Annotated in this window: 24 protein-coding genes and 1 tRNA gene; 10 read left to right on the plus strand and 15 right to left on the minus strand. The window is 65.1% G+C overall.

The annotated features are described in order from the left end of the window. Window positions 1-31: 31 nt before the first annotated feature. From QZ951_RS09280 to rpsB, 6 genes are all read right to left on the minus strand, one after another. Window positions 32-874, minus strand: a complete 843-nt coding sequence (locus QZ951_RS09280; protein ID WP_293000263.1) for a phosphatidate cytidylyltransferase — start codon at window positions 872-874, stop codon at window positions 32-34. Window positions 875-921: 47 nt separating this feature from the next. Then, window positions 922-1,641 carry a polyprenyl diphosphate synthase gene (gene uppS / locus QZ951_RS09285; protein ID WP_293000264.1) on the minus strand — a complete coding sequence of 240 codons (720 nt, stop codon included), beginning with the start codon at window positions 1,639-1,641 and terminating at the stop codon, window positions 922-924. Between the two features lie 18 nt (window positions 1,642-1,659). Continuing rightward, the gene (gene frr, locus QZ951_RS09290) at window positions 1,660-2,217 is read right to left on the minus strand and encodes a ribosome recycling factor (protein WP_293000266.1); all 558 of its coding nucleotides are present in this window, start codon (window positions 2,215-2,217) and stop codon (window positions 1,660-1,662) included. Window positions 2,218-2,336: 119 nt separating this feature from the next. Continuing rightward, window positions 2,337-3,083 carry a UMP kinase gene (pyrH, locus tag QZ951_RS09295; protein ID WP_293000267.1) on the minus strand — a complete coding sequence of 249 codons (747 nt, stop codon included), beginning with the start codon at window positions 3,081-3,083 and terminating at the stop codon, window positions 2,337-2,339. Between the two features lie 172 nt (window positions 3,084-3,255). Beyond that, window positions 3,256-4,296, minus strand: coding sequence for a translation elongation factor Ts (tsf, locus tag QZ951_RS09300; protein WP_293000268.1), 1,041 nt, complete (start codon window positions 4,294-4,296; stop codon window positions 3,256-3,258). Between the two features lie 205 nt (window positions 4,297-4,501). Beyond that, window positions 4,502-5,305, minus strand: coding sequence for a 30S ribosomal protein S2 (rpsB, locus tag QZ951_RS09305; protein WP_293000269.1), 804 nt, complete (start codon window positions 5,303-5,305; stop codon window positions 4,502-4,504). A 270-nt stretch (window positions 5,306-5,575) separates the two neighbouring features. Between rpsB and map the strand changes: the two genes are divergently transcribed. Genes map through dapD form a run of 3 tightly spaced genes read left to right on the plus strand, consistent with a single transcriptional unit; the run spans window position 5,576 to window position 9,901 of the window. Beyond that, window positions 5,576-6,361: a type I methionyl aminopeptidase gene (gene map / locus QZ951_RS09310; protein WP_293000270.1), complete on the plus strand. Its 786-nt coding sequence runs from the start codon at window positions 5,576-5,578 to the stop codon at window positions 6,359-6,361. A gap of 1 nt (window position 6,362) precedes the next feature. Continuing rightward, window positions 6,363-9,050 (plus strand): [protein-PII] uridylyltransferase, encoded by a 2,688-nt coding sequence (gene glnD / locus QZ951_RS09315; protein WP_293000271.1) that lies wholly within the window; start codon window positions 6,363-6,365, stop codon window positions 9,048-9,050. 29 nt (window positions 9,051-9,079) lie between these two features. After that, window positions 9,080-9,901, plus strand: a complete 822-nt coding sequence (dapD, locus tag QZ951_RS09320; protein ID WP_293000272.1) for a 2,3,4,5-tetrahydropyridine-2,6-dicarboxylate N-succinyltransferase — start codon at window positions 9,080-9,082, stop codon at window positions 9,899-9,901. 105 nt (window positions 9,902-10,006) lie between these two features. On the opposite strand, the gene QZ951_RS09325 is transcribed toward dapD, so the two are convergent. Next, window positions 10,007-10,489 (minus strand): DUF2721 domain-containing protein, encoded by a 483-nt coding sequence (locus QZ951_RS09325; RefSeq protein ID WP_293000273.1) that lies wholly within the window; start codon window positions 10,487-10,489, stop codon window positions 10,007-10,009. 185 nt (window positions 10,490-10,674) lie between these two features. Between QZ951_RS09325 and QZ951_RS09330 the strand changes: the two genes are divergently transcribed. Genes QZ951_RS09330 through upp form a run of 3 tightly spaced genes read left to right on the plus strand, consistent with a single transcriptional unit; the run spans window position 10,675 to window position 13,834 of the window. Continuing rightward, a complete protein-coding gene (locus QZ951_RS09330; RefSeq protein ID WP_293000274.1) occupies window positions 10,675-11,952 on the plus strand; it encodes a GTP cyclohydrolase II in 1,278 nt (425 codons plus the stop codon). Continuing rightward, window positions 11,949-13,160 (plus strand): URC4/urg3 family protein, encoded by a 1,212-nt coding sequence (locus tag QZ951_RS09335; protein WP_293000275.1) that lies wholly within the window; start codon window positions 11,949-11,951, stop codon window positions 13,158-13,160. The genes QZ951_RS09330 and QZ951_RS09335 overlap by 4 nt, the downstream gene beginning before the upstream one ends. A 41-nt stretch (window positions 13,161-13,201) precedes the next feature. Continuing rightward, window positions 13,202-13,834: a uracil phosphoribosyltransferase gene (upp, locus tag QZ951_RS09340; RefSeq protein WP_293000276.1), complete on the plus strand. Its 633-nt coding sequence runs from the start codon at window positions 13,202-13,204 to the stop codon at window positions 13,832-13,834. Window positions 13,835-13,892: 58 nt separating this feature from the next. Here the strand turns inward: upp and QZ951_RS09345 are convergent, their stop codons facing one another. Beyond that, the gene (locus QZ951_RS09345) at window positions 13,893-14,303 is read right to left on the minus strand and encodes a hypothetical protein (protein WP_293000277.1); all 411 of its coding nucleotides are present in this window, start codon (window positions 14,301-14,303) and stop codon (window positions 13,893-13,895) included. Window positions 14,304-14,806: 503 nt separating this feature from the next. On the opposite strand from QZ951_RS09345, the gene dapE reads away from it, so the two are divergent. The 3 genes from dapE (at window position 14,807) to QZ951_RS09360 (ending at window position 17,239) form a co-directional block, all read left to right on the plus strand. Next, window positions 14,807-15,955: a succinyl-diaminopimelate desuccinylase gene (gene dapE / locus QZ951_RS09350; protein ID WP_293000278.1), complete on the plus strand. Its 1,149-nt coding sequence runs from the start codon at window positions 14,807-14,809 to the stop codon at window positions 15,953-15,955. After that, entirely contained in the window at window positions 15,952-16,959 is a 1,008-nt protein-coding gene (locus tag QZ951_RS09355; RefSeq protein WP_293000279.1) for an alpha/beta fold hydrolase, read from the plus strand. The genes dapE and QZ951_RS09355 overlap by 4 nt, the downstream gene beginning before the upstream one ends. A 64-nt stretch (window positions 16,960-17,023) precedes the next feature. Further along, window positions 17,024-17,239: a hypothetical protein gene (locus tag QZ951_RS09360; RefSeq protein ID WP_293000280.1), complete on the plus strand. Its 216-nt coding sequence runs from the start codon at window positions 17,024-17,026 to the stop codon at window positions 17,237-17,239. A gap of 35 nt (window positions 17,240-17,274) precedes the next feature. Here QZ951_RS09360 and QZ951_RS09365 read toward each other — a convergent pair whose 3' ends face one another. From QZ951_RS09365 to QZ951_RS09385, 5 genes are all read right to left on the minus strand, one after another. After that, window positions 17,275-18,069, minus strand: a complete 795-nt coding sequence (locus QZ951_RS09365) for an SDR family oxidoreductase (RefSeq protein ID WP_293000281.1) — start codon at window positions 18,067-18,069, stop codon at window positions 17,275-17,277. A gap of 17 nt (window positions 18,070-18,086) precedes the next feature. Then, window positions 18,087-19,190, minus strand: a complete 1,104-nt coding sequence (locus QZ951_RS09370; protein WP_293000282.1) for a S9 family peptidase — start codon at window positions 19,188-19,190, stop codon at window positions 18,087-18,089. Window positions 19,191-19,302: 112 nt separating this feature from the next. Beyond that, window positions 19,303-22,371: an efflux RND transporter permease subunit gene (locus QZ951_RS09375; protein WP_293000283.1), complete on the minus strand. Its 3,069-nt coding sequence runs from the start codon at window positions 22,369-22,371 to the stop codon at window positions 19,303-19,305. Between the two features lie 10 nt (window positions 22,372-22,381). Beyond that, on the minus strand, window positions 22,382-23,476 hold the full coding sequence (locus QZ951_RS09380; RefSeq protein WP_293000284.1) for an efflux RND transporter periplasmic adaptor subunit: 1,095 nt from the start codon (window positions 23,474-23,476) through the stop codon (window positions 22,382-22,384). 108 nt (window positions 23,477-23,584) lie between these two features. Next, the gene (locus tag QZ951_RS09385; RefSeq protein WP_293000285.1) at window positions 23,585-24,187 is read right to left on the minus strand and encodes a TetR family transcriptional regulator; all 603 of its coding nucleotides are present in this window, start codon (window positions 24,185-24,187) and stop codon (window positions 23,585-23,587) included. Window positions 24,188-24,475: 288 nt separating this feature from the next. Here QZ951_RS09385 and QZ951_RS09390 point away from each other — a divergent pair, with 288 nt between their 5' ends. Beyond that, window positions 24,476-25,096, plus strand: a complete 621-nt coding sequence (locus tag QZ951_RS09390) for a YceI family protein (RefSeq protein WP_366943855.1) — start codon at window positions 24,476-24,478, stop codon at window positions 25,094-25,096. 761 nt (window positions 25,097-25,857) lie between these two features. On the opposite strand, the gene QZ951_RS09395 is transcribed toward QZ951_RS09390, so the two are convergent. Together QZ951_RS09395 and QZ951_RS09400 are read right to left on the minus strand one after the other, a co-directional pair. Then, window positions 25,858-25,949: transfer RNA gene (locus QZ951_RS09395), tRNA-Ser, on the minus strand. Between the two features lie 98 nt (window positions 25,950-26,047). Further along, the coding region (locus tag QZ951_RS09400) for a hypothetical protein (RefSeq protein ID WP_293000287.1) at window positions 26,048-26,235 on the minus strand (188 nt) is incomplete at its 5' end.

Below are 26,235 nucleotides of genomic sequence, written 5' to 3' on the forward strand. Positions count from 1 at the left end.
ACGGCAGGCGAAGCGTTCATCCGGAATGGCATCAGATGCCGAGCAGCACCAGCCCGAGCGCCAGTACCGGGGCCGCGGCGAGCACGCTGTCGATCCGGTCGAGAATACCGCCATGACCGGGCAGCAGCGTGCCGCTGTCCTTGACGCCGCGATGGCGCTTGAACAGGCTTTCGGTCAGGTCTCCGATCACCGAGGCGACCACGACCAGCGCGCACAACAGCAACAGCGGCAGCCAGTCGAAGCGGCCGAAGCCGAACACCCACGGCGCGGCGGCGACCATCGACATCGAGGCGATGAAACCGCCGATCGCGCCTTCGATGGTCTTCCCCGGGCTGACATCCGGCGCCAGCTTGCGCTTGCCGAAGCGGCGACCCGCGAAATAGGCGCCGATATCCGCCATCCAGACCATGGCGAACATGAAGAACAGCCGGGCAATACCGTTGTAGCCGGGGCGTTCGAGCCCGCTCAGGCTGCCGTGCAGCATCGCGAGCCCCAGCACGGCCGGCACGATCATCACGACACCGGCCAGCGAAAAGCGGACGAGACCCCACGGCCGATACTTGAAGTTGATCGGATACCCGGCGACCAGGCTCAGCGCCATGCCCCACCACAGCGCCCCGACCATCAGCACGGCGTAACCGAGCGCGAAATGCACTTCGAGGAAACCCGCACCCGCCAGCAGCAATGCGATCAGCCCGAGATAGGCGGCGCGCGAAGCCGTCTGCGTCAGCCCCATCAACGCCGTCCATTCCCAAGCGGCGATCAGGCCGACGGCGGACAGAAACACAAACAGGGCCGGCGTCGGAAACCAGAGGATCGGCCCGAGGATCATCGGCAGCAGGATCAGCGCGGTGATGACCCGCTGCCTGAGCACCTAGCGTCCCGCCCCGAGTCGTGGCGCGCGAATCGAACCGTCTGCCACTAGCTCGCTTCCGGCACGCGGCCGAAGCGCCGCTCGCGGCCGGCGTACCAGGCCAGCGCCTCCGAGAATGCCGATTCGTCGAAATCCGGCCACAGCATGTCGACCAGATGCAGTTCGGTGTACGCCAGCTGCCACATCAGAAAGTTCGACAGGCGCTTCTCGCCGCCGGTGCGGATCAGCAGATCCGGATGCGGCAGATCGGCCACTGCCAGCCGTGATTCAATCGCCTGCGGCGTGATCGGCAGGCCGTCGCGGCACAGGCTGGCAGCGGCCTGCGCAATGTCCCACTGACCACCGTAACCGGCAGCGACGACCAAGGTCAGACCGGTGTTTGCTTCGGTCAGCGCCGCGGCGTCCGCCATCAGCGCGCGCAACTCGGGGGCGAAATCGCGGTGATCGCCGATGAAGCGGATGCGCACGCCGTTCTTGTGCAGGCTGTTGATTTCACGCGACAAGGTACGCACGAACAGCCGCATCAGCAGGGTGACTTCGAGCGGTGGACGCTGCCAGTTCTCCTGGCTGAACGCGAACAGCGTCAGCGCCTTCACGCCATGCTGATGACAGGCGCGGACGATGCGCCGCGCCGCCTTGACGCCGGCCTGATGGCCGAAGGCGCGCGGCCTGAGGCGTTGCCGCGCCCAGCGGCCGTTGCCATCCATGATCACGGCGACATGCGCCGGAATCCGATCGTCGGGCAACTTCGGCAGGTTCTGGGTCATGACGTCGGTCGGTCTGGATCAGACCGACAGCAGCTCTTTTTCCTTCGCCGCCATCACTTCATCGGCTTTGGCGACGAACTGGTCGGTGAGCTTCTGGATGGCCGCCTCGGCGCCCTTTTCCTCATCCGCTGTGATGATCTTTTCCTTCGCCAGTTCCTTGATCGACTGGTTGGCGTCGCGGCGAACGCTGCGGATCGCGACGCGCGCGTTCTCGGTTTCGCCCTTCACCACCTTGACCAGATCCTTGCGGCGTTCTTCGGTCAGCGGCGGCATGTTGATGCGGATCGTCGTGCCGGCCGTGTTCGGCGTGATGCCGAGATCGGACGCGAGGATGGCCTTCTCGATCGCACCGATCATGTTGCGATCCCACGGCGCGATCGAGATCGTGCGGGCGTCTTCGACGACGACGCTGGCGACCTGCGACAGCGGCGATTCGGAGCCGTAATAGTCGACGCGGACATGGTCGAGGATCGCCGTCGACGCGCGACCGGTGCGGAGCTTGGTGAACGACTGCTTCAAGCCATCGACCGTCTTCTGCATGCGGGTCGTGGCGTCTTTCTTGATGTCTTCGATCATCGGAATCCGGTCTCTCAACTGGCCTGAGCCATTTTTCGGTACCACTTTCGCACGGCAGCGTGCGCTTTTCGTGCAAATCCTGCGGAAATCCGTTCAGATTCCGCGCGTTCGCTTGCCGATCAGACGCGAACCAGCGTCCCCAGCGAGCTGTCGCCGCTGACGATCCGGTGCAGCGCGTTCGGGCGGTCCATGTCGTACACCCGCAGCCGGATCTTGTGATCGCGGCACAGCACGAGCGCGGTCTGGTCCATCACCCCGAGGCGACGGTCGAGCGCTTCGTCGTAGGTCAGCTCGTCGTAGCGGGTCGCGTTCGGGTCTTTCTTCGGATCCGCGGTGTAGATGCCGTCGACCTTCGTCGCCTTGAGCATCAGGTCGGCCGAAATCTCGATCGCGCGCAGCGCGGCGGCCGAATCGGTGGTGAAGAACGGATTGCCGGTGCCGGCAGCGAACACCAGCACACGGCCCTTCTCGAGATGACGGATCGCCTTGCGCCGAATGAAGTCCTCGCAGACCTCGTTGATCCGGATCGCCGACTGCACGCGAGCTTCGAGACCGACGCGCTCGATCGCATCCTGGATCGCCAGCGCGTTGATCACGGTGGCCAGCATGCCCATCTGGTCGCCGGTCACGCGGTCCATGCCGGCACGGGCCAAGCCTTCGCCGCGGAAGATGTTGCCGCCACCGACGACGAGCGCGACCTGCACGCCCATGTCGACGATGCCCTTGAGTTCCTTGGCGAGGAAACCCATCACGTCCGGCGAGATGCCGAATCCGAGGTCGCCCATCAGGGCTTCGCCGGACAGCTTCAGGAGAATGCGCTTGTAGGCGGGCTTGGCGCCGGATTCAGCAGCGGGCTGTTGATTCAATGAGGGGGCTCCGAGTCAATCAGCTGGGGATCGCCGGGCCCGCGTGCACGCTTTGCGGAATGAATTCAGGCATTTGCAGTGACAAATGGCCCGCGCGAAACCGAGGATGGCAGTTAGAAAGAGGCCCCGTTTCCGGGGCCTCGAATCGCACTACTTTACCTGAGAACCACGCTCAAATCTGCGTGGCCGCGGCGACTTCGGCCGCGAAGTCCGTGGTCTTTTTCTCGATGCCTTCGCCGACGGCGAGGCGGACGAAACGGGCAACGCCGGCGTTCTTCGACTTCAGCAGCTTCTCGACGGTCTCGTCCGGGTTCTTCACGAACGGCTGGCCGACCAGCGTGATGTCGTTGACGAACTTGGCGATCTTGCCGGTGGCCATCTTGGCCAGGATGTCGGCCGGCTTCGGACGGTAGCCGCCGCCGAACTTCTTCTTGATGCTGGCGTAGTCCTCGTCCCAGTTCTTCTTGGCTTCGGCATCCAGGCCGTCGTAGACGCCGTTGGCCTTCTCGGCATCCATTTCCTTCAGCAGGCCGCCGAGGCGCTCGGATTCGGTCTGGGCTTCGGCCTGCTCCTGCGCCATCGAGGCTTCGATCACGCGCTTTTCGGCGTCGATCACGTCGGCCGACACCTGCGAGGCATCGACGAAACGCGGGGCGCTGGCGGCGACATGCATCGCGAGATCGCGTGCCAGTTCGGCATCGCCGGCGCTGAGCGCCACGACCGCACCGATCTTGGTGCCGTGCAGGTAATAGCCGATCGCACCGGCGGCCTTTTCGATGATCTCGAAGCGGCGCACGGTGATGTTTTCGCCGATCGTGGCGACCAGGCTGCGACGGACTTCTTCGATGGTCTTGCCTTCGGCGGTGGTCAGCGCCAGCAGGTCAGCCAGCGTCTTCGGACGGGCCACCAGCGCCGCCTTGGCGGCAGCTTCGCCGAGCGCCTTGAAGTCGTCGCCCTTCGACACGAAGTCGGTTTCGCTGTTGGTTTCGACCAGCACGATGGCGTCGTCACCGACGGCGATCGAGATCACGCCTTCGGCAGCCGTGCGGCTGCCCTTCTTGTCGGCCTTGGCCATGCCGTCGATGCGCAGCTTTTCGGCGGCGGCGTCGACATTGCCGTCAGTCGCCTTCAGCGCCTTCTGGCAGTCGCTCATGCCGGCGCCGGTGCGGTCGCGGAGTTCTTTGACGAGGGCAGCAGTGATGGGGGTGCTCATGTCCGGTCAACCTGAATTAGGGGTGAAAGATGTACGGTCAGCCAGCAACCATACGGACGGATTGGGTCAGCGCGATGGCGGAAGCGTCCGCCGGACCGGGCCAACCGGGTCCTGCCGCAGCGAACCGCGCAGAACCGGTGATGCAAGCGACGACGGCAGACCTTTCAGTCTGCCGTCGTCGGCACAGCGTGCTGCGTGCCGCCGATCAGGCGTCGGCGCGCTCGCCGCGGCCGGTCGGCTTGCCGGTGCGCGGACGGCGCGGACGGGCCGGCGCGGCCTCGTCGTCACCGGCGGTGGCGAATTCCTCGGCACGGACGTTGACGGTGTTGGTGCCACGGCCTTCGATGATCGCGTCGGCGATGCACTGGGCGTAGACCTTGATCGCGCGGATGGCGTCGTCATTGCCCGGAATCACGCAGTCGATGCCGTCCGGGTTGTTGTTGGTGTCGACCACGGCGATGACCGGGATGCCGAGCTTCTTGGCTTCCGAGACAGCGATCTTTTCGTAGCCGGTGTCAATGATGAACAGGGCATCCGGCAGCGCCGGCATGTCCTTGATGCCGCCGAGCGAGCGCTGCAGCTTTTCCAGCTCGCGGGTGAACAGCAACTGTTCCTTCTTCGACAGGCGGTTGATCGTGCCGTCGGTGATCTGCTTTTCCATCTCGTGGAGGCGCTTGATCGAGCCCTTGATGGTCTTGAAGTTGGTCAGCGTGCCGCCGAGCCAGCGCTGGCTGACGTGCGGCATGCCGGCGCGCACGGCTTCGTCGCGGATCGCATCACGGGCGGCACGCTTGGTGCCTACGAACAGGATGCGGCCACCATTGGCGGCCAGCTTGCCGGCGAAGTTGCAGGCATCCTTCAGCAGCGGCAGCGTGCTTTCGAGGTTGATGATGTGAATCTTGTTGCGGTCGCCGAAGATGTAGGACTCCATCTTCGGGTTCCAGTAGCGGGTGCGGTGTCCGAAATGGACGCCCGCTTCCAGCAGCTGACGCATGGTAATCGACGACATGGTGCAATCTCCTTGGGTTGGGCTGACCGCGCATCGAGGAATCCAGAGCCTGTTGACAGGCCCGGAACACCCAGGGACGAGCGCGGATGGTGTAGGCAACGGAAGGCGCGAAAAACGCGTTTCCGCTGCGTCATTGCCTTGCGGCGGCGCGCTTTATACCATACGGCGCTTGTGCTGACCACTCGCAACGCGGTGCCGTCCCCCACCATGGGCGCGGGCCCGGCGCGCGATGCCGCCCGCCCCCACCCGCTGCAGGCTTCCCAAACAATAATGTCGGTAACCATCAAGAATCCGGAAGAGCGCGAAGGCATGCGCCTCGCCGGCAAGGCGGCGGCCTCGGTGCTGACGATGATCGCCCAGCACGTCAAGGTCGGCATCACGACCGAGGAAATCGATCGCCTCTGCCACGATTACATCGTCAACGACCTCAAGTGCGTGCCGGCGCCGCTCGGTTATGGCGGCGGCAACGGCCGCGCGCCGTTCCCGAAATCGGTCTGCACGTCGGTCAACCACGTGGTCTGCCACGGCATTCCGGCGAACAAGGCGCTGAAGCGCGGCGACGTCGTCAACATCGACGTCACCGTGATCAAGGACGGCTGGCACGGCGACACCAGTCAGATGTTCTACATCGGCGAGCCGACGATCCTCGCCAAGCGCCTGACCGAAACCACGCGAGAGGCGATGCTGGCCGGCATCCGCAAGGTGCGACCGGGAGCCCGTCTCGGCGACATCGGCGCTGCCGTGCAGGCCGTGGCCGAAGCGAAGGGCTACTCGATCGTGCGCGACTACTGCGGCCACGGCATCGGGCGGATCTTCCACGAAGACCCGCAGGTCGTTCACTACGGCCGCCCAGGCACCGGCATGGAACTGCTGCCGGGCATGACCTTCACGATCGAGCCGATGCTCAATGCCGGCCGCGCCGAAGTGAAGCTGCTGCCGGATGGCTGGACGGTGGTCACCAAGGACCACTCGCTGTCCGCGCAGTGGGAGCACACGGTGCTGGTGACCGAAACCGGTTACGAGATCCTGACGCTGCGCGAAGGCGAGATCGCCTGACGTGGGCGCCGAGATCGATCTCAGCGAAGACGACAGCGTTGCGGTCTTTTCGGCGCGCCGCGTCCGCAGCCGCCTGCGCGCCGATGGCGGCAAGCCGGTCGCCGCGTTCCGCAACACGCTGGCCTGGGGCCGCGAACGCCTGGTCGGCCTTTTTCACGAAGGCACGCCGGCCGATTCGCTGGTCCATGCCCGCGCCCACCTCGTCGACGAAGTGCTGCGCGAAGCCTGGACCCAGTTCCTGCCGCAGGCGTCGACCGGCCTCGCACTGATCGCAGTCGGTGGCTACGGCCGAGGCGAGCTGCTGCCGGCGTCGGACATCGACCTCCTCGTGCTGTACGACGAGGCCGAGCTCGAAGCGGCCAAGTCGCGACTCGAGAACTTTTTCGCGTTCCTGTGGGACATCGGCCTCGATGTCGGCTCCGCCGTGCGCACCGTCGGCCAGTGCGCGGAACTGGCGTCGAGCGATGTCACCGTCATCACCAACCTGACCGAAGCCCGGCCGCTGATCGGTGACCTGTCGCTGTTCAGCGCGCTGAACGAAGCGATGAAGCCGGACGCGATGTGGCCGGTCGATACCTTCTTCCGCGCCAAGGTGGCCGAGCAGCAGGCTCGTCATGCCAAGTACGACGACAGCGCCTACAAGCTCGAACCGAACGTCAAGGAAAGCCCTGGCGGCCTGCGCGACATCCACACCGTGGCCTGGGTCGCGAAGCGCCACTTCGGCGCGTCGAGCCTGACCGAGCTGCGCGAGCGCGGCTTCCTGACCAAGACCGAGTGCGACGAACTGTTCGCCGGCCAGGATTTCCTGTGGCGCGTGCGTTTCGCGCTGCACATGATCACCGGCCGCCACGAGGACCGGCTGCTGTTCGATCACCAGAACAAGATCGCCACACTGTTCGGTTACGAGGACGCCGATCGAAACCGCGCGGTCGAGCAGTTCATGCAGCTGTACTACCGCACGATCTCGTCGCTGTCCTGCCTCAACGACATGCTGCTGCAGCTGTTCGAGGAGGCGATCCTCGGCAAGGGTCGCGATGCCGAATCGAAGGCGCTGAACTCGCGCTTCCAGATCCGCAATCAGTACATCGAGGCGCGATCGGACGACGTGTTCCAGAAAGCGCCATCGGCGCTGATCGAGATCTTCACGCTGATGCAGCAGCATCCGAAGATCGAAGGCATCACCACCGGCACCCTGCGGCTGATCCGTCGCGATCGTCGGCTGATCGACGACAGCGTGCGCGCCGATGTCCGTGCCCGCTCGCTGTTCATCGGCATGTTCAACGAGCCGGGACTGACCCGGGCGCTGCGCCGGATGAATCGCTACGGCGTGCTCGGCCGCTATCTGCCGGTGTTCGGCCAGATCATCGGCCACATGCAGTACGACCTGTTCCACACGCTGACCGTCGACGAACACACGCTGCGCCTCGTGCGCAACCTGCGGCGGCTGGCGATGGAGCGTTTCCGCCACGAGCTGCCGTTCTTCAGCGACGTCATGGCCAAGGTGCCGCGTCCGGACCTGCTGTTCGTCGCCGGTCTGTTCCATGATCTGGGCAAGGGTTCCGGCGGGGATCACTCCGAGACCGGCGCCCACGAAGCCGAGAAGTTCTGTCTGGCCCACGGGCTGTCGCATGCCGACGCGGATCTGGTCTGCTGGCTGGTGCGCAACCACCTGCTGATGTCGCTGACGGCGCAGCGCCAGGACATTTCCGATCCGGAAATCGTCAGCGCGTTCGCCCAGAAGGTCGGCGATCGCTCGCGGCTCGACTATCTGCTGATGCTGACCGTGTCCGACATCCGCGCGACCAATCCGGCGCTGTGGAATTCGTGGCGCGAAAGCCTGCTGCGCGAGCTGTACCACTCGACCAAGCGGGCGTTCGATCGCGGCCTCGACAACCCCCAGACGACTGCCGAAAGAGTCGCCGAACAGCGCCGCGCCGCATATGCATTGCCGGCTGCCAGCCACATCGACGGCGCGCTGACCGACAGCATCTGGGGTCGGTTCGACGCCGACTATTTCCTGCGCCATTCGCCGGCGGAACTGGTCTGGCATCTCGATGCCATCGCCCACAGCACCGATTCCGATCTGCCGCTGGTGCTGGTCAAGACCCTCGACGGTCGCGGCACCACGGTCTTCGTCTACATGCGCGACCGTGACCACCTGTTCGGACTGTCGACCGGTGTGCTTGCGAAGCTCGGCCTGAACATTCTCGACGCCCGCATCAACACCTCGGCCGATGGCTTCGCGCTCGATTCGTTCGTCGTGCTCGAAGGCGACGGATCACCGATCGAGAACCTGCATCGCTTCGAGGAAATCGGCGATGCGCTGCGCCGGGTGCTCGGCGATCCGGCGATCTCGGTGGTCGATGTCAATCGTCGCCGCCCGACCCGGCTGCGCCACTTCGACACGCCGACCAACATCCATTTCAGCCAGGACAGCGCGCGCCGGCGGACCATCCTGGAACTGGTGACGGCCGACCAGCCCGGCCTGCTGTCGCTGATCGGCCGCGTGTTCCACAAGCGCGGCATCCTGCTCGACGCCGCGAAGATCGCGACCATCGGCGAGCGCGCCGAAGACGTGTTCTACATCACCGATCGCCAGCATCAGCCGATCACCAGCGACAAGCTGCTCGACGAACTGCGCGAAGTGCTGACCCGCACGCTCAGCAACGCCGAAAGCAGCCACAAATAAGAACAACCAGAAAGCAGAGAGACCCCGAAGTGAACAACACCGAATTGCAGGCGATCGTCGAGAACGCCTGGGAACGCCGCACGTCGCTGGATGCCAGTGACAAGGCGGTGGGCGCCGCCGTCGAAGCCGCGATCGAACTGCTGGACACGGGTGCCGCGCGCGTGGCCGAACCGACCGCAAGCGGTTGGCACGTCAATGACTGGCTGAAGAAAGCCGTGCTGCTGTACTTCCGCCTGCACGACAACGTGCCGATGGCGATGGGCGCGCTTCAGGGCTACGACAAGGTGCCGCTGAAGTACGACGGCTGGACCGCCGAGCGCTTCAAGGCGCAGGGCGCGCGCATCGTCCCGCCGGCGTCGGTTCGCCGCGGCGCCTACATCGCGCCGGGCGCGATCCTGATGCCGAGCTTCGTCAACATCGGCGGCTATGTCGGCCGCGGCACGATGGTCGATACCTGGGCCACCGTCGGCTCCTGTGCGCAGATCGGTGCCAACGTCCATCTGTCCGGCGGTGTCGGCATCGGCGGCGTGCTGGAACCGCTGCAGGCTGCTCCCACGATCATCGAGGACGACTGCTTCATCGGCGCGCGCTCGGAAATCGTCGAAGGTGTCGTCGTCGAAAAGGGCGCGGTGATCTCGATGGGCGTGTTCATCGGCCAGTCGACGCCGATCTATGACCGCGAGAACAACACCGTCAGCTACGGCCGCGTGCCGGCCGGCTCGGTCGTGGTGGCCGGCTCGCTGCCGCGCGACGGCGGGCGCTACAGCATCAACTGCGCGGTGATCGTGAAGACCGTCGATGCGCAGACGCGCTCGAAGGTCGGCATCAACGCCCTGCTGCGCGACGCGTAAGCCGGATCGCCCCGCGCGGCGAAACGGTCAGCATCAAGAAAGCGGCGATTCCCTCGCCGCTTTTTTTATGCGCGCAGCCGTCCGCAGGTGGTGGGCCCGGACGGTTCAGGTTGGCGGCGTCGAGGCGGCAGCGGCATCCACCGCCGGCTCCGGCACACCAATCCGCAGGAAGCGCGTCGCCAGATAGACCTCGCGCAGGAACAGCAGCAGGGCCGCGATCAGCGACAGCATCGCCAGCACGAAAACCACGGCCACGGCCCCGCCGAAGCGTTCGCCCGCCAGCGTGCCGACGAACAGCACGACGATGTCGCTGCAGATCAGCACGGCGCAGGCCACGCACAGGCTCAGTGCGCGGTTTGCCAGCCGCGCCCGCTTCGCCAGATTGCGCAGCGCGTTGTGAATCTCGATCGCCCGATCGCGCGGCGTGCCGTGAATGCTGGCTTCGAGCTGCCGGGCCCGGTCGACGATGCGGCCCAGCCGGTTCGAGATCACGCCAATGAATGCCGCGACACCGGTCAGCAGGAACACGGGTGCGACGGCCAACTGGATGACGTGGGCAATCGAGGTGATCTGGGAATCGGCGTCCATCGGGCTATCCGGTCGGTTGCCTTGATTATCCGGGTTCCCGCTTGCGTTGTCGGCGTTTCTGCGCATGATCGGCATGGAAGCTGCTCGCGCATCTCGCAAAGCCTGCAGCGTTCGATCACGATCAGGACAGAACAGCCAGCACCGGCCCGGCAGCCGGCGCCCACGCGCACAACAGGGGAGTCTCGATGTCAGCTGAAAACGGCCCGGAAAAAGCCCGTCACATCCGCCTGACTTCTCATCCGCCGGTCGCCGATGCCGAGCTGCTGACGATTCACTGGGGCGCGGCCGATCCACTGGAGCGCGGGCCGCTGGTCGGCACCACGACCAACCGCCTGCAGCGCAACGTCATCGGTTCGCACAGTGGCTCGTACGGCGTCTACCGGGCGCTGGCCGTGGCCGCGAAAACGCTGACCAAGGGCCATCGCGCCGATCTGACCAACACCCTGCCGACCGATCGCATCGGTCCGCATCCGCAGTGGTTCGGCACCGAGCACATCGTCTCGCTCGACCCGTTCGGCGCGATCGTCGCCGAGGTCTATCGCGAGCAGATCGAGCAAGGCTTCGACCTTCGGCCGACGATCGCCGTGACCAAGGCCCATATCGATCTGCCCGAGATCCGCGATGCCATCCGCACTGGCCGCCTGAAGCCGGACGGCAAAATCCTGCTCGACGATGGCTCCGCCGTCGTCACCAAGGTGGCACTGGAGCCGGTCTGGTGGCTGCCGGGAGTGGCCAAACGCTTCGACGTCGAGGAAAACGCGCTGCGCCGCGCCCTGTTCGAGGAAACCGGCGGCATGTATCCGGAACTCGTGACGCGCAGCGATCTCGAAGTGTTCCTGCCGCCGATCGGCGGGCAGACCGCCTACATCTTCGGCGAACCCGAAGCGCTGGCGGACACCAACCTCTCGCTGACCTGCCGCGTTCACGACGAATGCAACGGCTCCGACGTGTTCGGCTCCGACATCTGCACCTGCCGCCCGTACCTGACCCACGCGATCGAGGAATGCATACGCGGCGCGCAGCCGGCCGAGGCCGGCGGTCTCGACGGCGTCGGCCTGATCGTCTACTCGCGCAAGGAAGGCCGGGCGCTTGGCGAAGTGACCAAGTTCCTCGTCTACAACGCCCGCAAGCGGCAGGAAGGCGGCGATCGCGCCGACAAGTACTTCCTGCGCACCGAATGCGTCGCAGGCGTACAGGACATGCGTTTTCAGGAGCTGATGCCTGATGTGCTGCACTGGCTCGGCATCCGCAAGATTCATCGCCTGGTATCGATGAGCAACATGAAGTACGACGCGATCACTGGCAGCGGAATCGAAGTCGGCGAGCGCGTGAAGCTGCCGGATGACCTGATTCCGGCCGATGCCCGGGTCGAGATCGAAGCCAAGATGGCTGCCGGCTACTTCAGCGACGGCGCCTTGATCGATGCCGACAAGCTGCTCGAAGTGAAGGGACGCGATCTGTGAGCGCTGAGGTAGCGTTGCTGCGCGATCCGGCGACGATCCGGGCGCGTGCCCAGCGCATCACCGCGTACGTTGCGGCCCGTGATTCGCCGTGGTTTCTGCTGGACGAATCGCGGCTGGATGTCGCCGCGCAGCGCGTGGTCGACGTCACCCTCGCCCGCTATCCGACCTTGGCGATTCCGTACCACAGCCGATGGCGCCACTTCGAAGCCGGCGGCATCGATCGCGCTGCAGAACTGAGTGTGGCCCTCGCCGGGCTCGACGTTGCCGCGCAAGCCCGCAGCCGCATCGATCTCGCCATCATCAGCGTGCTGCTGGATGCCGGCGCGGGTGCCGACTGGTCGTATCGCGAGGGTGCCAACACCTACAACCGTTCGGAGGGGCTCGGCGTGGCGAGCTTCCGCGCGTTCGTGGCCGGGGCCTTCTCGTCCGATCCAGCGCAGCCGCTGCAGGTCGATGGTGTCGCGCTGCAGAAGCTGGATGCCGCGGCTCTGGCGCGCCTGTTTCAGGTTGACGCCGGAAATCCCCTCGTCGGCCTCGAAGGCCGCGCGGAACTGCTGCGACGCTTCGGCCGCGCCTTGGTCGAACGTCCGCAGGCGTTCGGCATGTCGGCACGACCGGGCGGCCTGTTCGATCTGGCCACCGTCCACGGTGCGCTGCGCGAAATCGCCGCCGCCGAGCTGCTGCGCGCCCTGCTCGATCACACGAGCGATATCTGGCTCGCCGGCAATACGCTCGATGGTGTAGCGCTCGGTGACGCTTGGCGCCATCCGCAGGCCGGTGGCGATGACCTCACGGCTGGATGGATGCCCTTCCACAAGCTCAGCCAGTGGCTGGTCTATTCGCTGTTCGAACCATTCGAATGGGCCGGCATCGCCATCACCGGCCGCGACGCACTGACCGGCTTGCCCGAGTACCGCAACGGCGGCCTGCTGCTGGATGCCGGCGTCATCACGCTGCGCGATCCTGCGTTCGCCACGCGCCAGTACACCGCAGGCGATGAACTGATCGTCGAATGGCGTGCGCTGACCGTCGCCCTGATCGATCAGATCGCCGAGCGCGTACGGACCAAGCTCGACCGCAGCGCCGATGATCTGCCGCTGGCCTGCGTGCTCGAAGGCGGCACCTGGGCCGCCGGCCGCGTCTACGCCGCAGACCTTCGCGACGGCCGCCCGCCACTCGACATCGCCAGCGATGGCACCGTTTTCTGATCCCCTCCGCAACCTCCCGTAACCTCTCACGGACTCCTGACATGGCCGGCATCGTTCACCTGATCGACCACCCGCTGGTGCAGCACAAACTGACCCTGATGCGGAAGAAGAGCGCCAGCGTCAACAGCTTCACCCGCCTGCTCGACGAACTCTCGACCCTGATGGCCTACGAGATCACCCGCGACATGCCGATGCATACGGTTGAGATCGAAACGCCTCTGGCGACGATGCAATCACGCCTGATCGACGGCAAGAAGATCGTGCTGGTGCCGATCCTCCGCGCCGGTCTCGGCTTCCTGTCCGGCATGCGCTCGGTCGTGCCCGGCGCAAGAGTCGGCCACATCGGCCTGTACCGCGATCCGAAAACGCTTGGCGCCATCGAGTACTACTTCAAGATGCCATCCGGCATGAAAGACCGCGACGCCATCGTGCTGGACCCGATGCTCGCGACCGGCAATAGCGCGATTGCTGCAGTGGATCGCTTGAAGGAAACGAAGCCGAAATCAATCCGCTTCGTCTGCCTGCTGACCTGCCCCGAAGGCCTGAAGAACTTCCACGACAACCACCCTGACGTGCCGGTTTACACCGCCGCCATCGACCAAGGGCTGAATGATCACGGCTACATCGTGCCGGGACTGGGGGATGCGGGGGATCGGATTTTTGGAACAAAGTAGTGGCGTGGTGTCTCGCGCTTAACTAATCGGTGAATTGATAGCGTGGCACTGTGATTTTTCATCGTGATTCGAAAGCTGCCTTGAACACGGAAACATCACTTGCGTCGGGAAACCCAAGCCTCACTGCACCAATATCCCGAATCTCGACCAAAAGAAACGTGATGCCATCTTCCGCGTAACCGCCCGTCTCAGGGAGTTGAACAGTTTCGAGCGGGAAGAACTTCGAGCCGATGCACAAAAAACCACGATTTATTCGGAATGCACCAGAACTGAAAAACGCGCACAGATCGGCTATCGACAATAAAAGACCACCCGCCGCGATCAGCAGGAAAAGCTTAAGCAGGTCCGATGTCTGCCTGCCATTGAAGTGCAATGCTATTTGGCCGACCACCAGAAATAGACCAAAGAGAATTGAAAATTTTATGAAATTTTTACGCAGTAGTTTTGCGATCAAGCCGGTCTTGTACATGAACAGATATCTGCTCTTTACCGAATCCCGCCAAGTGAGCGCTTTGAGGACGTTTCGCTGATCTGACATGGACTACTCGAAATGACTCGGGACAGGAACGGACCGGCGACACGCAGCAGTTGATTGTTGCAGACGCGATACGCGATGGTAGCGGGTGTTGATTGGTGACACGTCGGTGAAGCTGGGATCACGCGAAGTCGCTGATGATCCCAGCATGGAGCCGCATTAAAAAAGACTTTCTGCGCATCAGCCGCTGCATTCAAGCAGCATCGCAACAGCGGATGCCTCCGCACAGCGACAAAGGGCTATCGCGCTGTGCAGCGCCAGATTCCAAAAAGGTTTTTCACAAGTTACAGCGGTTGGCATCAATGAAAAGCCGGATGTCATCGCACCGGCCCGACCGCGGCCGGTCGCCCTTCATGCGGAGCGCGTTCGCATGTGGCCCCAACTGGAAAACCCATCAGCCGGTAAAATCACGAATCTCTGACTTTTCCCCTGCCCCCATGGCCGACGATTTCCGCAGTTCCCCGGTGCTGGACCTGACGCGTGAGCTGATCGCGCGGCGTTCGCTGACGCCTGATGACGCCGGCTGCTGCCAATTGATGGCGGACCGCCTGGCCGCGCTCGGGTTCACGATCGAGTGGCTGAATTCGGAAGGCATCACCAATCTGTGGGCGACGTTCGGCAGCGGCGCGCCGCTGTTCGTGTTGGCCGGACATACCGATGTCGTGCCGCCGGGGCCGATGGCGTCGTGGGCGAGCGATCCGTTCGTGCCGGAAATCCGCGATGGCGTGCTCTACGGGCGCGGGGCGGCCGACATGAAGAGCGGGCTGGCCGCGATGGTCTGCGCGGTGGAGCGGCTGCTGGCGAAGGGGCCGCTGACCGGCACCCTCGCCTTCCTGATCACGAGCGACGAGGAAGGTGTGGCGCAGCACGGCACCAAGTACGTGGTGGAGGTGCTGAAGGCGCGCGGCATCCAGCCGGATTACGCGATCGTCGGCGAAGCGACTGGCGACCGCGTGTTCGGGGATCGCATCACCATCGGTCGGCGCGGCTCACTCGGCTGCAACCTGCGCGTGCATGGCAAGCAGGGACATGTGGCCTACCCGCTGAAGGCGGACAACCCGATCCACCGCTTGGCGCCGGCGCTGGCGGAACTGGTGGCGATCGAATGGGATCGCGGCAACGCGCATTTCCCGCCAACCTCGTTCCAGGTGTCGAACATCCACGCCGGCACCGGTGCCAACAACGTCATTCCGGGCGTGATCGATCTGGTCTTCAACTTCCGCTACTGCACCGAATCGACTGCGGACAGCCTGAAAGCGCGCGTGCACGAGGTGCTGGATCGCCACGGGCTGCGCTATGACGCCGACTGGTGGCTCAGCGGCCTGCCGTTTTTGACTCGGCAAGGGGCGTTGATCGAAGCGGCGAAGGCGGCGATCCACGACGTGACCGGCCTCGTGCCGACCTTGTTCACCGGCGGCGGCACGTCCGATGCCCGCTTCATCGCGCCGATGGGCGCGGAAGTGGTCGAGATCGGCCCGGTCAACGATTCGATCCACAAGGTCGACGAGCATGTGCGCGTGGTCGATCTCGATGCGCTGAGCGCGGTCTACGAAGGCACGCTCGCCCGTCTGCTCGGCCGCGCATGAACACGCTGCCGCCCGGCGACAGCCCGCGTGCGTTCCGTCCGAACGCGCTGCTGGCGCCGCAATTGATCCAGACGGTGCTGGCGACGAAGCGGCCGGTGAAGCGCCGCTGGCAGAAGCTCGGCAGCGTCATGGAGGCCGTGGCTCGCCAGCATTTGCTGGATTGCGGCGACGGCGTTCGGCTCACCGGCATGCATTCGCGGCAGCCGGCCAGCCGCGAACCGCGCGGGCTGGTGGTGCTGATCCACGGCTGGGAAGGCAGCCACGATTCAACGTACCTGTACTCGATGGCCTGCCAGGTGTTCGAGGACGGCTGGAACGTGTTCCGGCTGAACCTGCGCGATCACGCCGGCACCCATGGCCTGAACGAGAAGCTCTTCCACTCCGCGCGAATCGCCGAAGTGCTGAACGCGATCAAGGCGGTACAGGCGCTGGATGGCAATGCCAGGCTTGCGGTGATCGGCTTTTCGCTCGGCGGCAATTTCGCGCTGCGCGTGGGCCTGCTCGGGCCCGCGGCGGGCGTGACACCGCTGCTGTCGATCGGCATTTCGCCATCGATCGATCCCGGTGCGACCTTGCGCGCGATCGACAACGGTCCGACCGTGTTCAAGCGCTACTTCCTCGACAAGTGGCGCAAGACGCTCGATGCCAAGGCCGAGGCCTGGCCGGGTCTGTACGATTTCCGCGACCTGCAGCGCTACACGAGCTTCGTCGAGATCACGCGGCGCTTCGTGCAGGATCACACCGAGTACGACACGCTCGAGGAATATCTGGCGACCTACACGCTGACGCCCCCGATGCTGATGGGTTCGCCGTCGCCACTGGCGGTGCTGACGGCACAAGACGACACGGTGATCCCGATCGCCGATTTCGAAGGCCTGGGCGCGCGCGGCTCGGTCATTGCTTACGATGCCCCGAAACGTGGCGGTCATTGCGGCTTCATCGAGAATTTCGCGCTGGAAAGCTGGGCCGAGAAGCGCGTCACCGAACTGCTGGCGCGGCTCTGAGCCCGAGCCGCATCCCTACTGCCCGCGTCGCCGGCCTGATCGCCCGACGCCACTGGAGTCACCCGTGGAATTGAGCATCAACCTGAAGACCGTGTCCGATCAGATCTCGAACGACGGCACCGTCGTGCGGCTGAATTTCGTCGGCGACAACGACGACATCGCCCAGGTCGACCTGACGGTGGCGAACCTGCGGCCGCTGGCGAAATTCCTCGAAGGCCTCGCCACGAAGTACGAGGTCAACACCAACCTGCTGTTCAACGACCCGCAGCCCCCGGCCTGAACCGGCTGCCTGAACCGTCGGCGACGCGCCGGCGCTCAGGTGACCTTGCGCGCCCGCTTCAGCGCGAACGAAAAGACCTTCGGCGCGTAGCGCTTCAGGCGCACGTACATCAGCTCCTTGCCGCCCATGAAGATCTCTTCTTCGTTGTCGGCGATGCCATCCCAGATGTCCTCGGCGCAGTCTTCCGGGCTGATGCCTTCATCGGTCAGCGGGTCCATCACGCCGTGGGCGCTGCCGTCGCCTTCGAGCGCGTTGATCGCGATCTGCGTGCGGACATAGCCCGGGTAGACCACCGACACCTTGAGCCCGTCGCGCCACAGCTCGGCGCGCGTGGCTTCGCTGAAGCCGGCCAGCGCGTGCTTGGCGGCGCAGTAGCCGGTACGCATCGGCGCGCCGATCAGCCCGGCAACGCTCGAAATCATCACCAGATGGCCGCGCTTGCGCTTCTGCATGCCCGGCACGATCGCGCGGGTCAGGGCCACGGGCGCGAAGTAATCCAGTTCCATCAGCTGGCGGTAGACCGACATCGAGGTATCGACGAGCTTGCTGCGCTGGGACCAGCCGGCGTTGTTGACGAGGATGTCGATCGGGCCGAAGCAGGCTTCGGCGCGGCGCACGGCGTCATCGGCATCGAACGCGGTGAGGTCCAGCGGCAGCACGGCCACGCGGTCCGGCACGCCGGTGGCCTGGCGCACGCGTTCGAGCTCCGATTCGCGGCGCGAGGTGAGGATCAGCTTCGCGCCCGCCTGAGCGGCCTGCAGGGTGAGCGCTTCGCCGATGCCGCTGGAGGCGCCGGTGATCCAGACGACGGAGTTCTTCAGTTGGGTCATGGCGGGGTTCAGGATGGTCAGGAAGGAGTTCGGGCGCTTGATTCGGGGCTGGCACGGCGATCGAGCCAGTCATGCAGCGCATCGAGCAGGCCTTGCCCGAGACTGCCCTTGATGTACGGATATTCGGTGACAGCGCCGGAGTGCGTCATCAGGAACAGGTGATTCAAATCGGGCAGCACGCGCACGGTGGCTGCTGGATTGCCGGCCAGCGCGGCACGCGCCGGGCCCTCGTTCAGCGACGGCGGCACCTGATGATCGCGCTCGGCGAACAGCACCAGCGCCGGCTGCTTCACCGCCTGCAGCGCCGGCACCGGATCATAGGTCAGGATGTGGCGAAACCAACTCGACATCAGCGTGTTGCGCTGTCCTTCGACGAACGCTTCCGGCAGATTCCGCGCCTCGCGTACCTGCCGAAGCGCGGCCAGCAGGCGGGCATCGCGCTCGGTCTCCGGCAGGTCGCTGGTCACGATGTCGAACAAGGCGCGGGCCGAATCGGCCGCTTCCAGCGCCGCCTTCTCGGTGGCACCGCGATCCAGCGCGCCCTGCGCGTTCTGGTACTGCACGATCTCGCGGCCGTTGACCGTCGGCGGCGCGAGCAGGATCAGCCAGGCGACATCGGCACGGCGGGAGGCGATCAGCGGCGCGATCATGCCGCCCTCGCTGTGACCGAGCAGGCCGATGCGCGCGCCGTCGATGTCCGGTCGGGATTTCAGGTAATCGAACGCGGCTTCGGCGTCGGCGGCGTAGTCGATCAAGGTCGCGCCCTTCGGCGTGCCGTTCGAAGCGCCGACGCCGCGCTTGTCGTAGCGCAGCACGGCGTAGCCGGATGCCGTGAACGCCTCGGCCAAGGTCAGGAACGGCTTGTGGCCGTACAGCGTTTCGTCGCGATCGTTCGGGCCACTGCCGTGGATCAGCACCACGGCCGGCAGACGTTGCGCTTTCGGCACATTGCCCGGCCGGGTCAGCGTGCCGGCCAGCCGGATCACGTCAGTGGCACCGGCGAAGCTGACTTCCTCGGCCTTCAGCGGCACGCCGCGCGCCGCATGGTTGGCGCGGGCCGCGAACGACACGGCCAGCAGCGCCAGCGCCATCAGCCGCAATGTCCTGCCTGCCGTGCTCATCGTTGCCTGCCTGTGCGGGTGCCGGATCGACTTCATGGTCGCGCGTTCGATGGACCGCGAATATCGGCCAATGATTCCGATGCGGCAAGCGCGACGGCGCCGACCTTGGCCGTTACCAGCTCGACGGCCGCCGGATGCGGAACCACGCCGCGTACAGCGCCGGCAGGAAGGTCATCGTCAGCACGGTGGCGACGATCAGGCCGCCCATCAGCGCCGCGGCCATCGGCCCGAAGAAGGCACTGCGCACCAGCGGAATCAGCGCCAGCACCGCAGCGGCCGCGGTCAGGACGATCGGCCGGAAGCGGCGCACGGCCGATTCGACGATGGCCGTCCACGGATCGTGGCCGCCCTTGATGTCCTGATCGATCTGATCGACCAGGATCACCGAGTTGCGCATGATGATGCCGGCCAGCGCGATCACACCGAGCAGGGCGACGAAGCCGAACGGCAGTTGCGTGATCAGCAGCGCAGCCGCCGCGCCGATGATGCCGAGCGGCGCCGTCAGCAGCACCATCAGCGTGCGTCCGAAATGCTGAAGCTGGATCATCAGCAGCATCAGGATCGCGATCACCATCAGCGGCATCTGGGCGTTGATCGAATCATTGGCGAGCTTGGACTGCTCCAGCGCGCCGGCAATGCGGATGTCGTAGCCGACCGGCAGGCTCGCCCGCAGCGCGTCGAGCTGCGGATCGATCGCATTGGTCACGTCCGGCGCCTGCTGGCCCGGAACGGTCTCGGCCTGGATCGTGATGGCCGGCAGGCGCGAGCGCCGCCACAGCACGCCCGGCTCGAACGCGGGCTGCGCGACGCCGAACTGCGAGAACGGCACCGACTTGCCGCTCGCCGTCGGCATGTAGGCATCGGCCAGATCGGCAATGTTCGAGCGCTCATCGAGCGGCTGCCGGGCGATGATCTCGACATTGCGGTTGGCTTCGCGATAGGTGCCGATCACCGAGCCGCTGAGGATGGTCTGGCCGGCGCCACGGACCTGCTCGCTGGTGATGCCGAGCACGCGCAGCTTGTCCTGATCGAGCTGGTCGTTGATCACCAGAATCGGCTCATGCCAGTTGTCGTGCACGTTCCGGGTCAGCGGACTGGCCTTGACAATGGCCTTGACCTGATCGGCCAGCGCGCGCACCACGACCGGATCCGGGCCCTGCACGCGGAACTGCACCGGCCAGCCCACTGGCGGGCCGTTCGGCAGCGGATCAACCCTGCCGCGCACTTCCGGAAACTCGTCGGCCATCCATTGACGCATCGTCGCCATCAGATGGTCGCGGCTGTCGAAATCGCGCGCGACGACCATGAACTGCGTGAAGTTGGTATGCGTCAGCTGCTGGTCCAGCGCCAGATAGAAGCGCGGCGCGCCGGTGCCGACATAGGCCACGTAGTCGATCACTTCGCTGTCGGCGGCCAGCTTCGCCTCGAAGCGGCGCGCCACGGCTTCAGTGGCGGCATAGCTCGAGCCTTCGGGCAGCCACAGGTCGACCATCAGCTCGGTGCGGGTGGAGGCCGGAAAGAACTGCTTCGGGATGTAGCGGAAGCTCGCCACGCCCAGCACGAATGCCAGGCCGGTGACGGCGATCACGATCACGCGGTGCTCGACGCACCAGTCGATGACGCCGCGCAGGCGCCGGTAGAAGCGCGTGTCGTACAGCTCGTGATGCTCGCCGGCGGGGCGCTCCTTCAGCAGCCACATGCCGAGGTACGGCGTGACGTAGACCGACGCGATCCACGAGATCAGCAGCGACATCCCGACCACCGCAAAGATCGAGAACGTGTATTCGCCCGCCGCCGACTTGGCGAAGCCGACCGGCAGGAAGCCGGCCGCGGTGATCAGCGTGCCGGTGAGCATCGGGAACGCGGTCGAGGTGTACGCGAACGACGCCGCTTTGAGCTTGTCGTAGCCCTCTTCGAGCTTGCGCGCCATCATCTCGACCGCGATCATCGCGTCGTCGACCAGCAGGCCGAGCGCCAGCACCAGCGCGCCGAGCGAAATCTTCTGCAGCTGGATGCCGGCCCAGTCCATCGCGAGGAACGTCACCCCGAGCACGAACGGAATGGTCAGCGCCACGACCATGCCGGTGCGCAGTCCGAGGCTGAAGAAGCTGACCAGCAGCACGATGACCACGGCCTCCGCCAGCGACTGCACGAACTCGCCGACGGCATGCGCCACCACCTTCGGCTGATCGGTGATCTGGGCGACCTCGATGCCGATCGGATGGGTCTCGCGCAGGCGGGCCAGCGAGGTGCGCAGGGCCTCGCCGACTTTCAGCACGTCGCCGTTGTTCTCCATCACCACGCCGAGCGCGATCGCCTCGTGTCCACGGTGCCGGATCTTGGTTCGCGGCGGGTCCTCGTAACCCTTGTAGACCGTCGCGAAATCGCCGAGCCGGAACGTCGACTGACCGATCCGGAAGCGCGTGTCCTCGATCGCCTTGATCGAGTCGTACTGGCCGCCGACACGAACATAGATCGCGCGGTCGTCGGTATTGAGCTGCCCGGACGGCACCACGATGTTCTGGCCGCGCAGCGCTTCGCCGATCTGCTGGAAGGTCAGACCCAGCTCGGCGAACTTGCGGTACGAGAACTCGACGAAGATCTTCGGCACCTGATCGCCGAGCAGATCGACCTTCTCGACGCCCGGCACCGCGCCGAACACCTTGCGCGCCTCGTCGACATAATCCTTCAGCTCGGTGTAGGTGAAGCCTTCGGCGCGGAAGGCGTACATGGCGATGTAGGTGTCGCCGAATTCGTCGTTGTAGAACGGCCCCTGCACGCCCTGCGGAAGGCTGCCCTCGATGTCGCCGACCTTCTTGCGTACCTGGTACCAGACGTTCTTCACGTCCTTCGGCGGCGTGTCCTCGCGCACGAACACGAATACCTGCGACTCGCCCGGCTTGGAGTAGCTCTGGGTGCGGTCGAGGAAGGGGGTCTCCTCGAGCTTTTCCTCGATCTTGTCGGTAACCTGCTGCTCCATCTGCAGCGCCGTGGCACCGGGCCAGTAGGTACGGATCACCATGATCCGGAAGGTGAAATCCGGATCTTCGCGCTGACCCAGGTTCAGGTAGGCAAAGACGCCGCTGACCATCAGCAGCACGATCATGAAACGGGTGAACGAGACGTGCTCGATCGCCCAGCGCGACAGATTGAAGCCGCCCTTCGCCGGTTCCTGCGTCATGACCGGGCGCTCAACGGGACGAAGCCGGCGCGTCGGTCGCGAGCTTCACCTTCTGGCCCGCGCTCAGCAGCGGCGCGCCGGCCGTCACCACCCGTTCGCCAACCTTCACGCCATCGCCGATCAGCACCTCATTGCCGTCGAAGCCGATCAGCTTCACCGGCCGGAAGTCGACCGCGCTGGCTGCAGGATCGAACACCCAGACGCCGTGCACGCCGTTCTGCTGGACGTAGGCCGCGAGCGGCAGGTGGATCTGCGCCGGGGCCGATGCATTCGGAATGCGCATGCTGGCGGTCATGCCGAGGCGCATGCCTGGCGGCGGCGCATCGATCGTGGCTCGCAGGCTGTAGGTGCGCGTGGCCGGATCGGCCGACGCCGCCAGTTCCCGGATGCGCCCCGGCAGCGGCTCGGCACTCAGGCTCGAAATCAGGATCTGCACTGGCTGGCCGGTCTTGAGATCCTTGATCAGCTGCTCCGGCACATCGGCCGCCACTTCCATGGCACCGGCGTGCGCAAGCCGGATCACGGTCTGACCGGCCGCCACCACCTGGCCGACTTCCGCCTCGATCGCGGAAATGGTGCCGTCGGCATCTGCGGCGAGCTGGGCATAGCCGGTCTGGTTGCCGCTGACCCGCGCCTGCGCGCGGACCGACTCCAGCTGCGCTTGTGCGGCGGCGAAGCGGGTCTTCTGGCGATCGAACTCGGCGGCGCTGATGAAGCCGGTCTCGACCAGCTTGGCGTAGCGATCGAAATCGGCCTTCTCGACCGCGAACTGCGCTTCCTGCGCGGTCACCGTCGCGCGGCTGGACGCTTCGGTCAGGGCCAGATCGCGGGCGTCGAGCTTCAGAAGCAGATCGCCCTTGGCGACCCGATCACCGACATTCACCTTGCGTTGCTCGATCTTGCCGGCGACGCGGAAGCCCAGGTTCGATTCGAAACGCGGCCGGATCTCGCCGGCGTAGGTGTTCCGCCCCGACACCGGCGAGGCTTCGACGACGACGGTGCGCACCGCACGAATTTCCTCAGGGGGCGCCGGCGGCTTGCCGCAGCCGGCCAGCACCAGCGCGGCGGACAGCCCGGTCGACATCAACACGCGGTCGATCTTCACACTTGCTCCTGCACGCTGCTTGGCATCCGGCTCGTCGTCATTCCGACATGACGAACTGGCGTTTTTTGTTAGTGACGGTCTGACGACATCGCGCTCCCGCGCGGTCGCTCAGTCCGGCCTGGCCGACAGGGCCTTGACCAGAAAGGCCGCCATCAGGGCCGCCTGGCGGCCACGATCCTGCGAGAACTTCTCCGCCACCAGCTGCGGATGACAGAACGGCATGACCGCATTGAATACGCACTGGCAGCTGACCTCGAGGTCGTCGGCATGGAATTCGCCGTTGCGCAGTCCATCTTCGATCACCATCCGGTAACAGCCTCGAATCCGCTCGATGTGGGCATCGATCACGCCCCACTGCTCGTCCATGGCCTTCGCGACGATCTCGTGAACACGGGATTCGTTGAGATACTGCTCGCAGGTGAAGCGATGGCTTTCCATGATCAGGCGCATCAGGCGCTCCGCGGCAGGGCGTGATTCCCGGACGATGCCGAGCGCCATCGTTTCCATCCGGTTGAGCACCACTTCGGTGATCGCCTCGTTGATCGCCGCCTTGCTTTCGAAGAAGCGGTAGACGTTCGCCGGCGACATTTCGCAGGCTTCGGCGACATCGGCCACCGTGGTCTTGGAGTAGCCGAGCGACCGGAACAGGCGCTCCGCCTCGGTCAGGATGCGGTCACGGATGTCGGGCTGGGTGATGGCGGCGCTGCGCATGTGACGATTGTCAGTATTCGTCAGTCATGCGTCAACCTGCAGCCCTGCAGACGCCCGTTGCTCGCCCGCCGGGCCCGAAGCTGTCCAGAGGCATCAACCGGAACGGCACGCTCGACGGCGGCGCCGCCGCGCGCCGGATGCCGCGCCGGAACGGCAGGCATCGGCTGTATCCGCGGCCGACACTGCGGCTATGCTCGTCGCCTCGTCTCAACCATCGTTCACCGCCGAATCCACCGCCGGATCGCTGGAGAGCGCCGGACACAACCCGCTACACGGAGCCTGCTCATGATGAATATTCAGATTGCCCGTACCGTTCGATCTCTGGCGGCAGCAGCCGCCCTTGCCTGCGCCGCCGGCAGCGCGCACGCGGCGGTCGACACCTACACGATCGACTCCAGCCACACGTATCCGAGCTTCACCGCCGCGCACATCGGCGGCATCTCGTTCTGGCGCGGCAAGATCGACAAGTCGAGCGGCACTTTCACGCTGGACCGCGCCGCCAAGACCGGCAGCGTCGAGATTCTGATGGACATGAGCTCGATCAACTTCGGGCATGACAAGATGAATGAGCACGCCCGCGGCTCCGATATCTTCGACGTGCCGAAATTTCCGACCGCGACCTACAAGTCAACCAAACTCGTGTTCGTCGGCGACGAACTGAAGGCCGTCGAAGGCGACCTGACCCTGCATGGCGTGACCAAACCGGTGCGCCTGACCGTCAACCAGTTCAAGTGCATCCCGCACCCGTTCTACAAGCGCGAAGTCTGCGGTGCCGACGCCAGCGCCGAACTCGACCGCACCGATTTCGGCGTCAGCTACGGCGTCGGCAAGGCCATCCCCGACGGCAAGGTGACCTTGCAGATCCAGGTCGAAGCCCTGAAGGACGAGAAGGCCGGGCCGGCGGGCTGAAGCTGCAGTCCACGCTGGAAGGCGCCGTCACGGAAAAGCCGCTTTTCGAGCGGCTTTTCCATTGGCGGGGGCGGAATCGGGTTCTGGACCTTGCCGTCTGCTACCGCCGCTTCGAATCCCGCGCTCGTGTTTCCGTCGCACCCATCAAAAAGCCCCATTCAAGGGGCTACAGGCCTTCCCGGCTGATCACCGGCGTCCGGGATCGCCCCCCAGCGGCTGCTGCCGCTTCGAATCCCGCGCTCATGTTTCCGTCGCACCCATCAAAAAGCCCCATTCAAGGGGCTACGGGCTTTCCCGGCTGAACACCGGCGTCCGGGATCGACCCCCAGCGGCTGCCGCCGCTTCGAATTCCGCTCTCATGTTTCCGTCGCACAAAACAAAAAAGTCCCATTCAAGGGGCTACGGGCTTTCCCGGCTGAACACCGGCGTCCGGGATCGACACCCAGCGGCTGCCGCCGCTTCGAATCCCGCTCTCATGTTTCCGTCGCACCAATCGAAAAGCCCCGTTCAAGGGGCTACGGGCTTTCCCGGCTGAACACCGGCGTCCGGGATCGACCTCCAGCGGCTGCCGCCGCTTCGAATCCCGCTCTCATGTTTCCGTCGCACAAAACAAAAAGCCCCATTCAAGGAGCTACGGGCTTTCTAGGCTGCCTACCGGCGTCCGGGATCGACCCCCAGCGGCTGCCGCCGCTTCGAATCCCGCTCTCATGTTTCCGTCGCACAAAACAAAAAGCCCCATTCAAGGGGCTTTTTGTTTTGTGTGGCGGAGAGAGCGGGATTCGAACCCGCGATACGGTTTGACCCGTATACACGCTTTCCAGGCGTGCTCCTTCAACCGCTCGGACACCTCTCCGTGTCGTGCTGCTTGGCCGCGCATTCTAGCGAAATCGGCGCGGCCTTGTGCCGGTTTCAGGCGAATTCGAGGCGAATTCGCGACCGATCGCGGCGGATTTACTTGGTTGCGTCGCTCGATGGCGGGATCGGCGGCGGCTGATCAAGACAGTAGATGCGCTTCTTGTTCTTGTTCGCAGGGTCCGGCGCGTAGAAGCCGTAGGTCAGGGATTGGGCCTTGGTTTCCGGCACCTTCAGCGCGGTGGACGGCGCCGGCAGCGTCATGCCTTCCGGCACGACGATCGGCG

It is taken from the genome of Nevskia sp., assembly GCF_021732705.1.
GTDB lineage: Bacteria > Pseudomonadota > Gammaproteobacteria > Nevskiales > Nevskiaceae > Nevskia.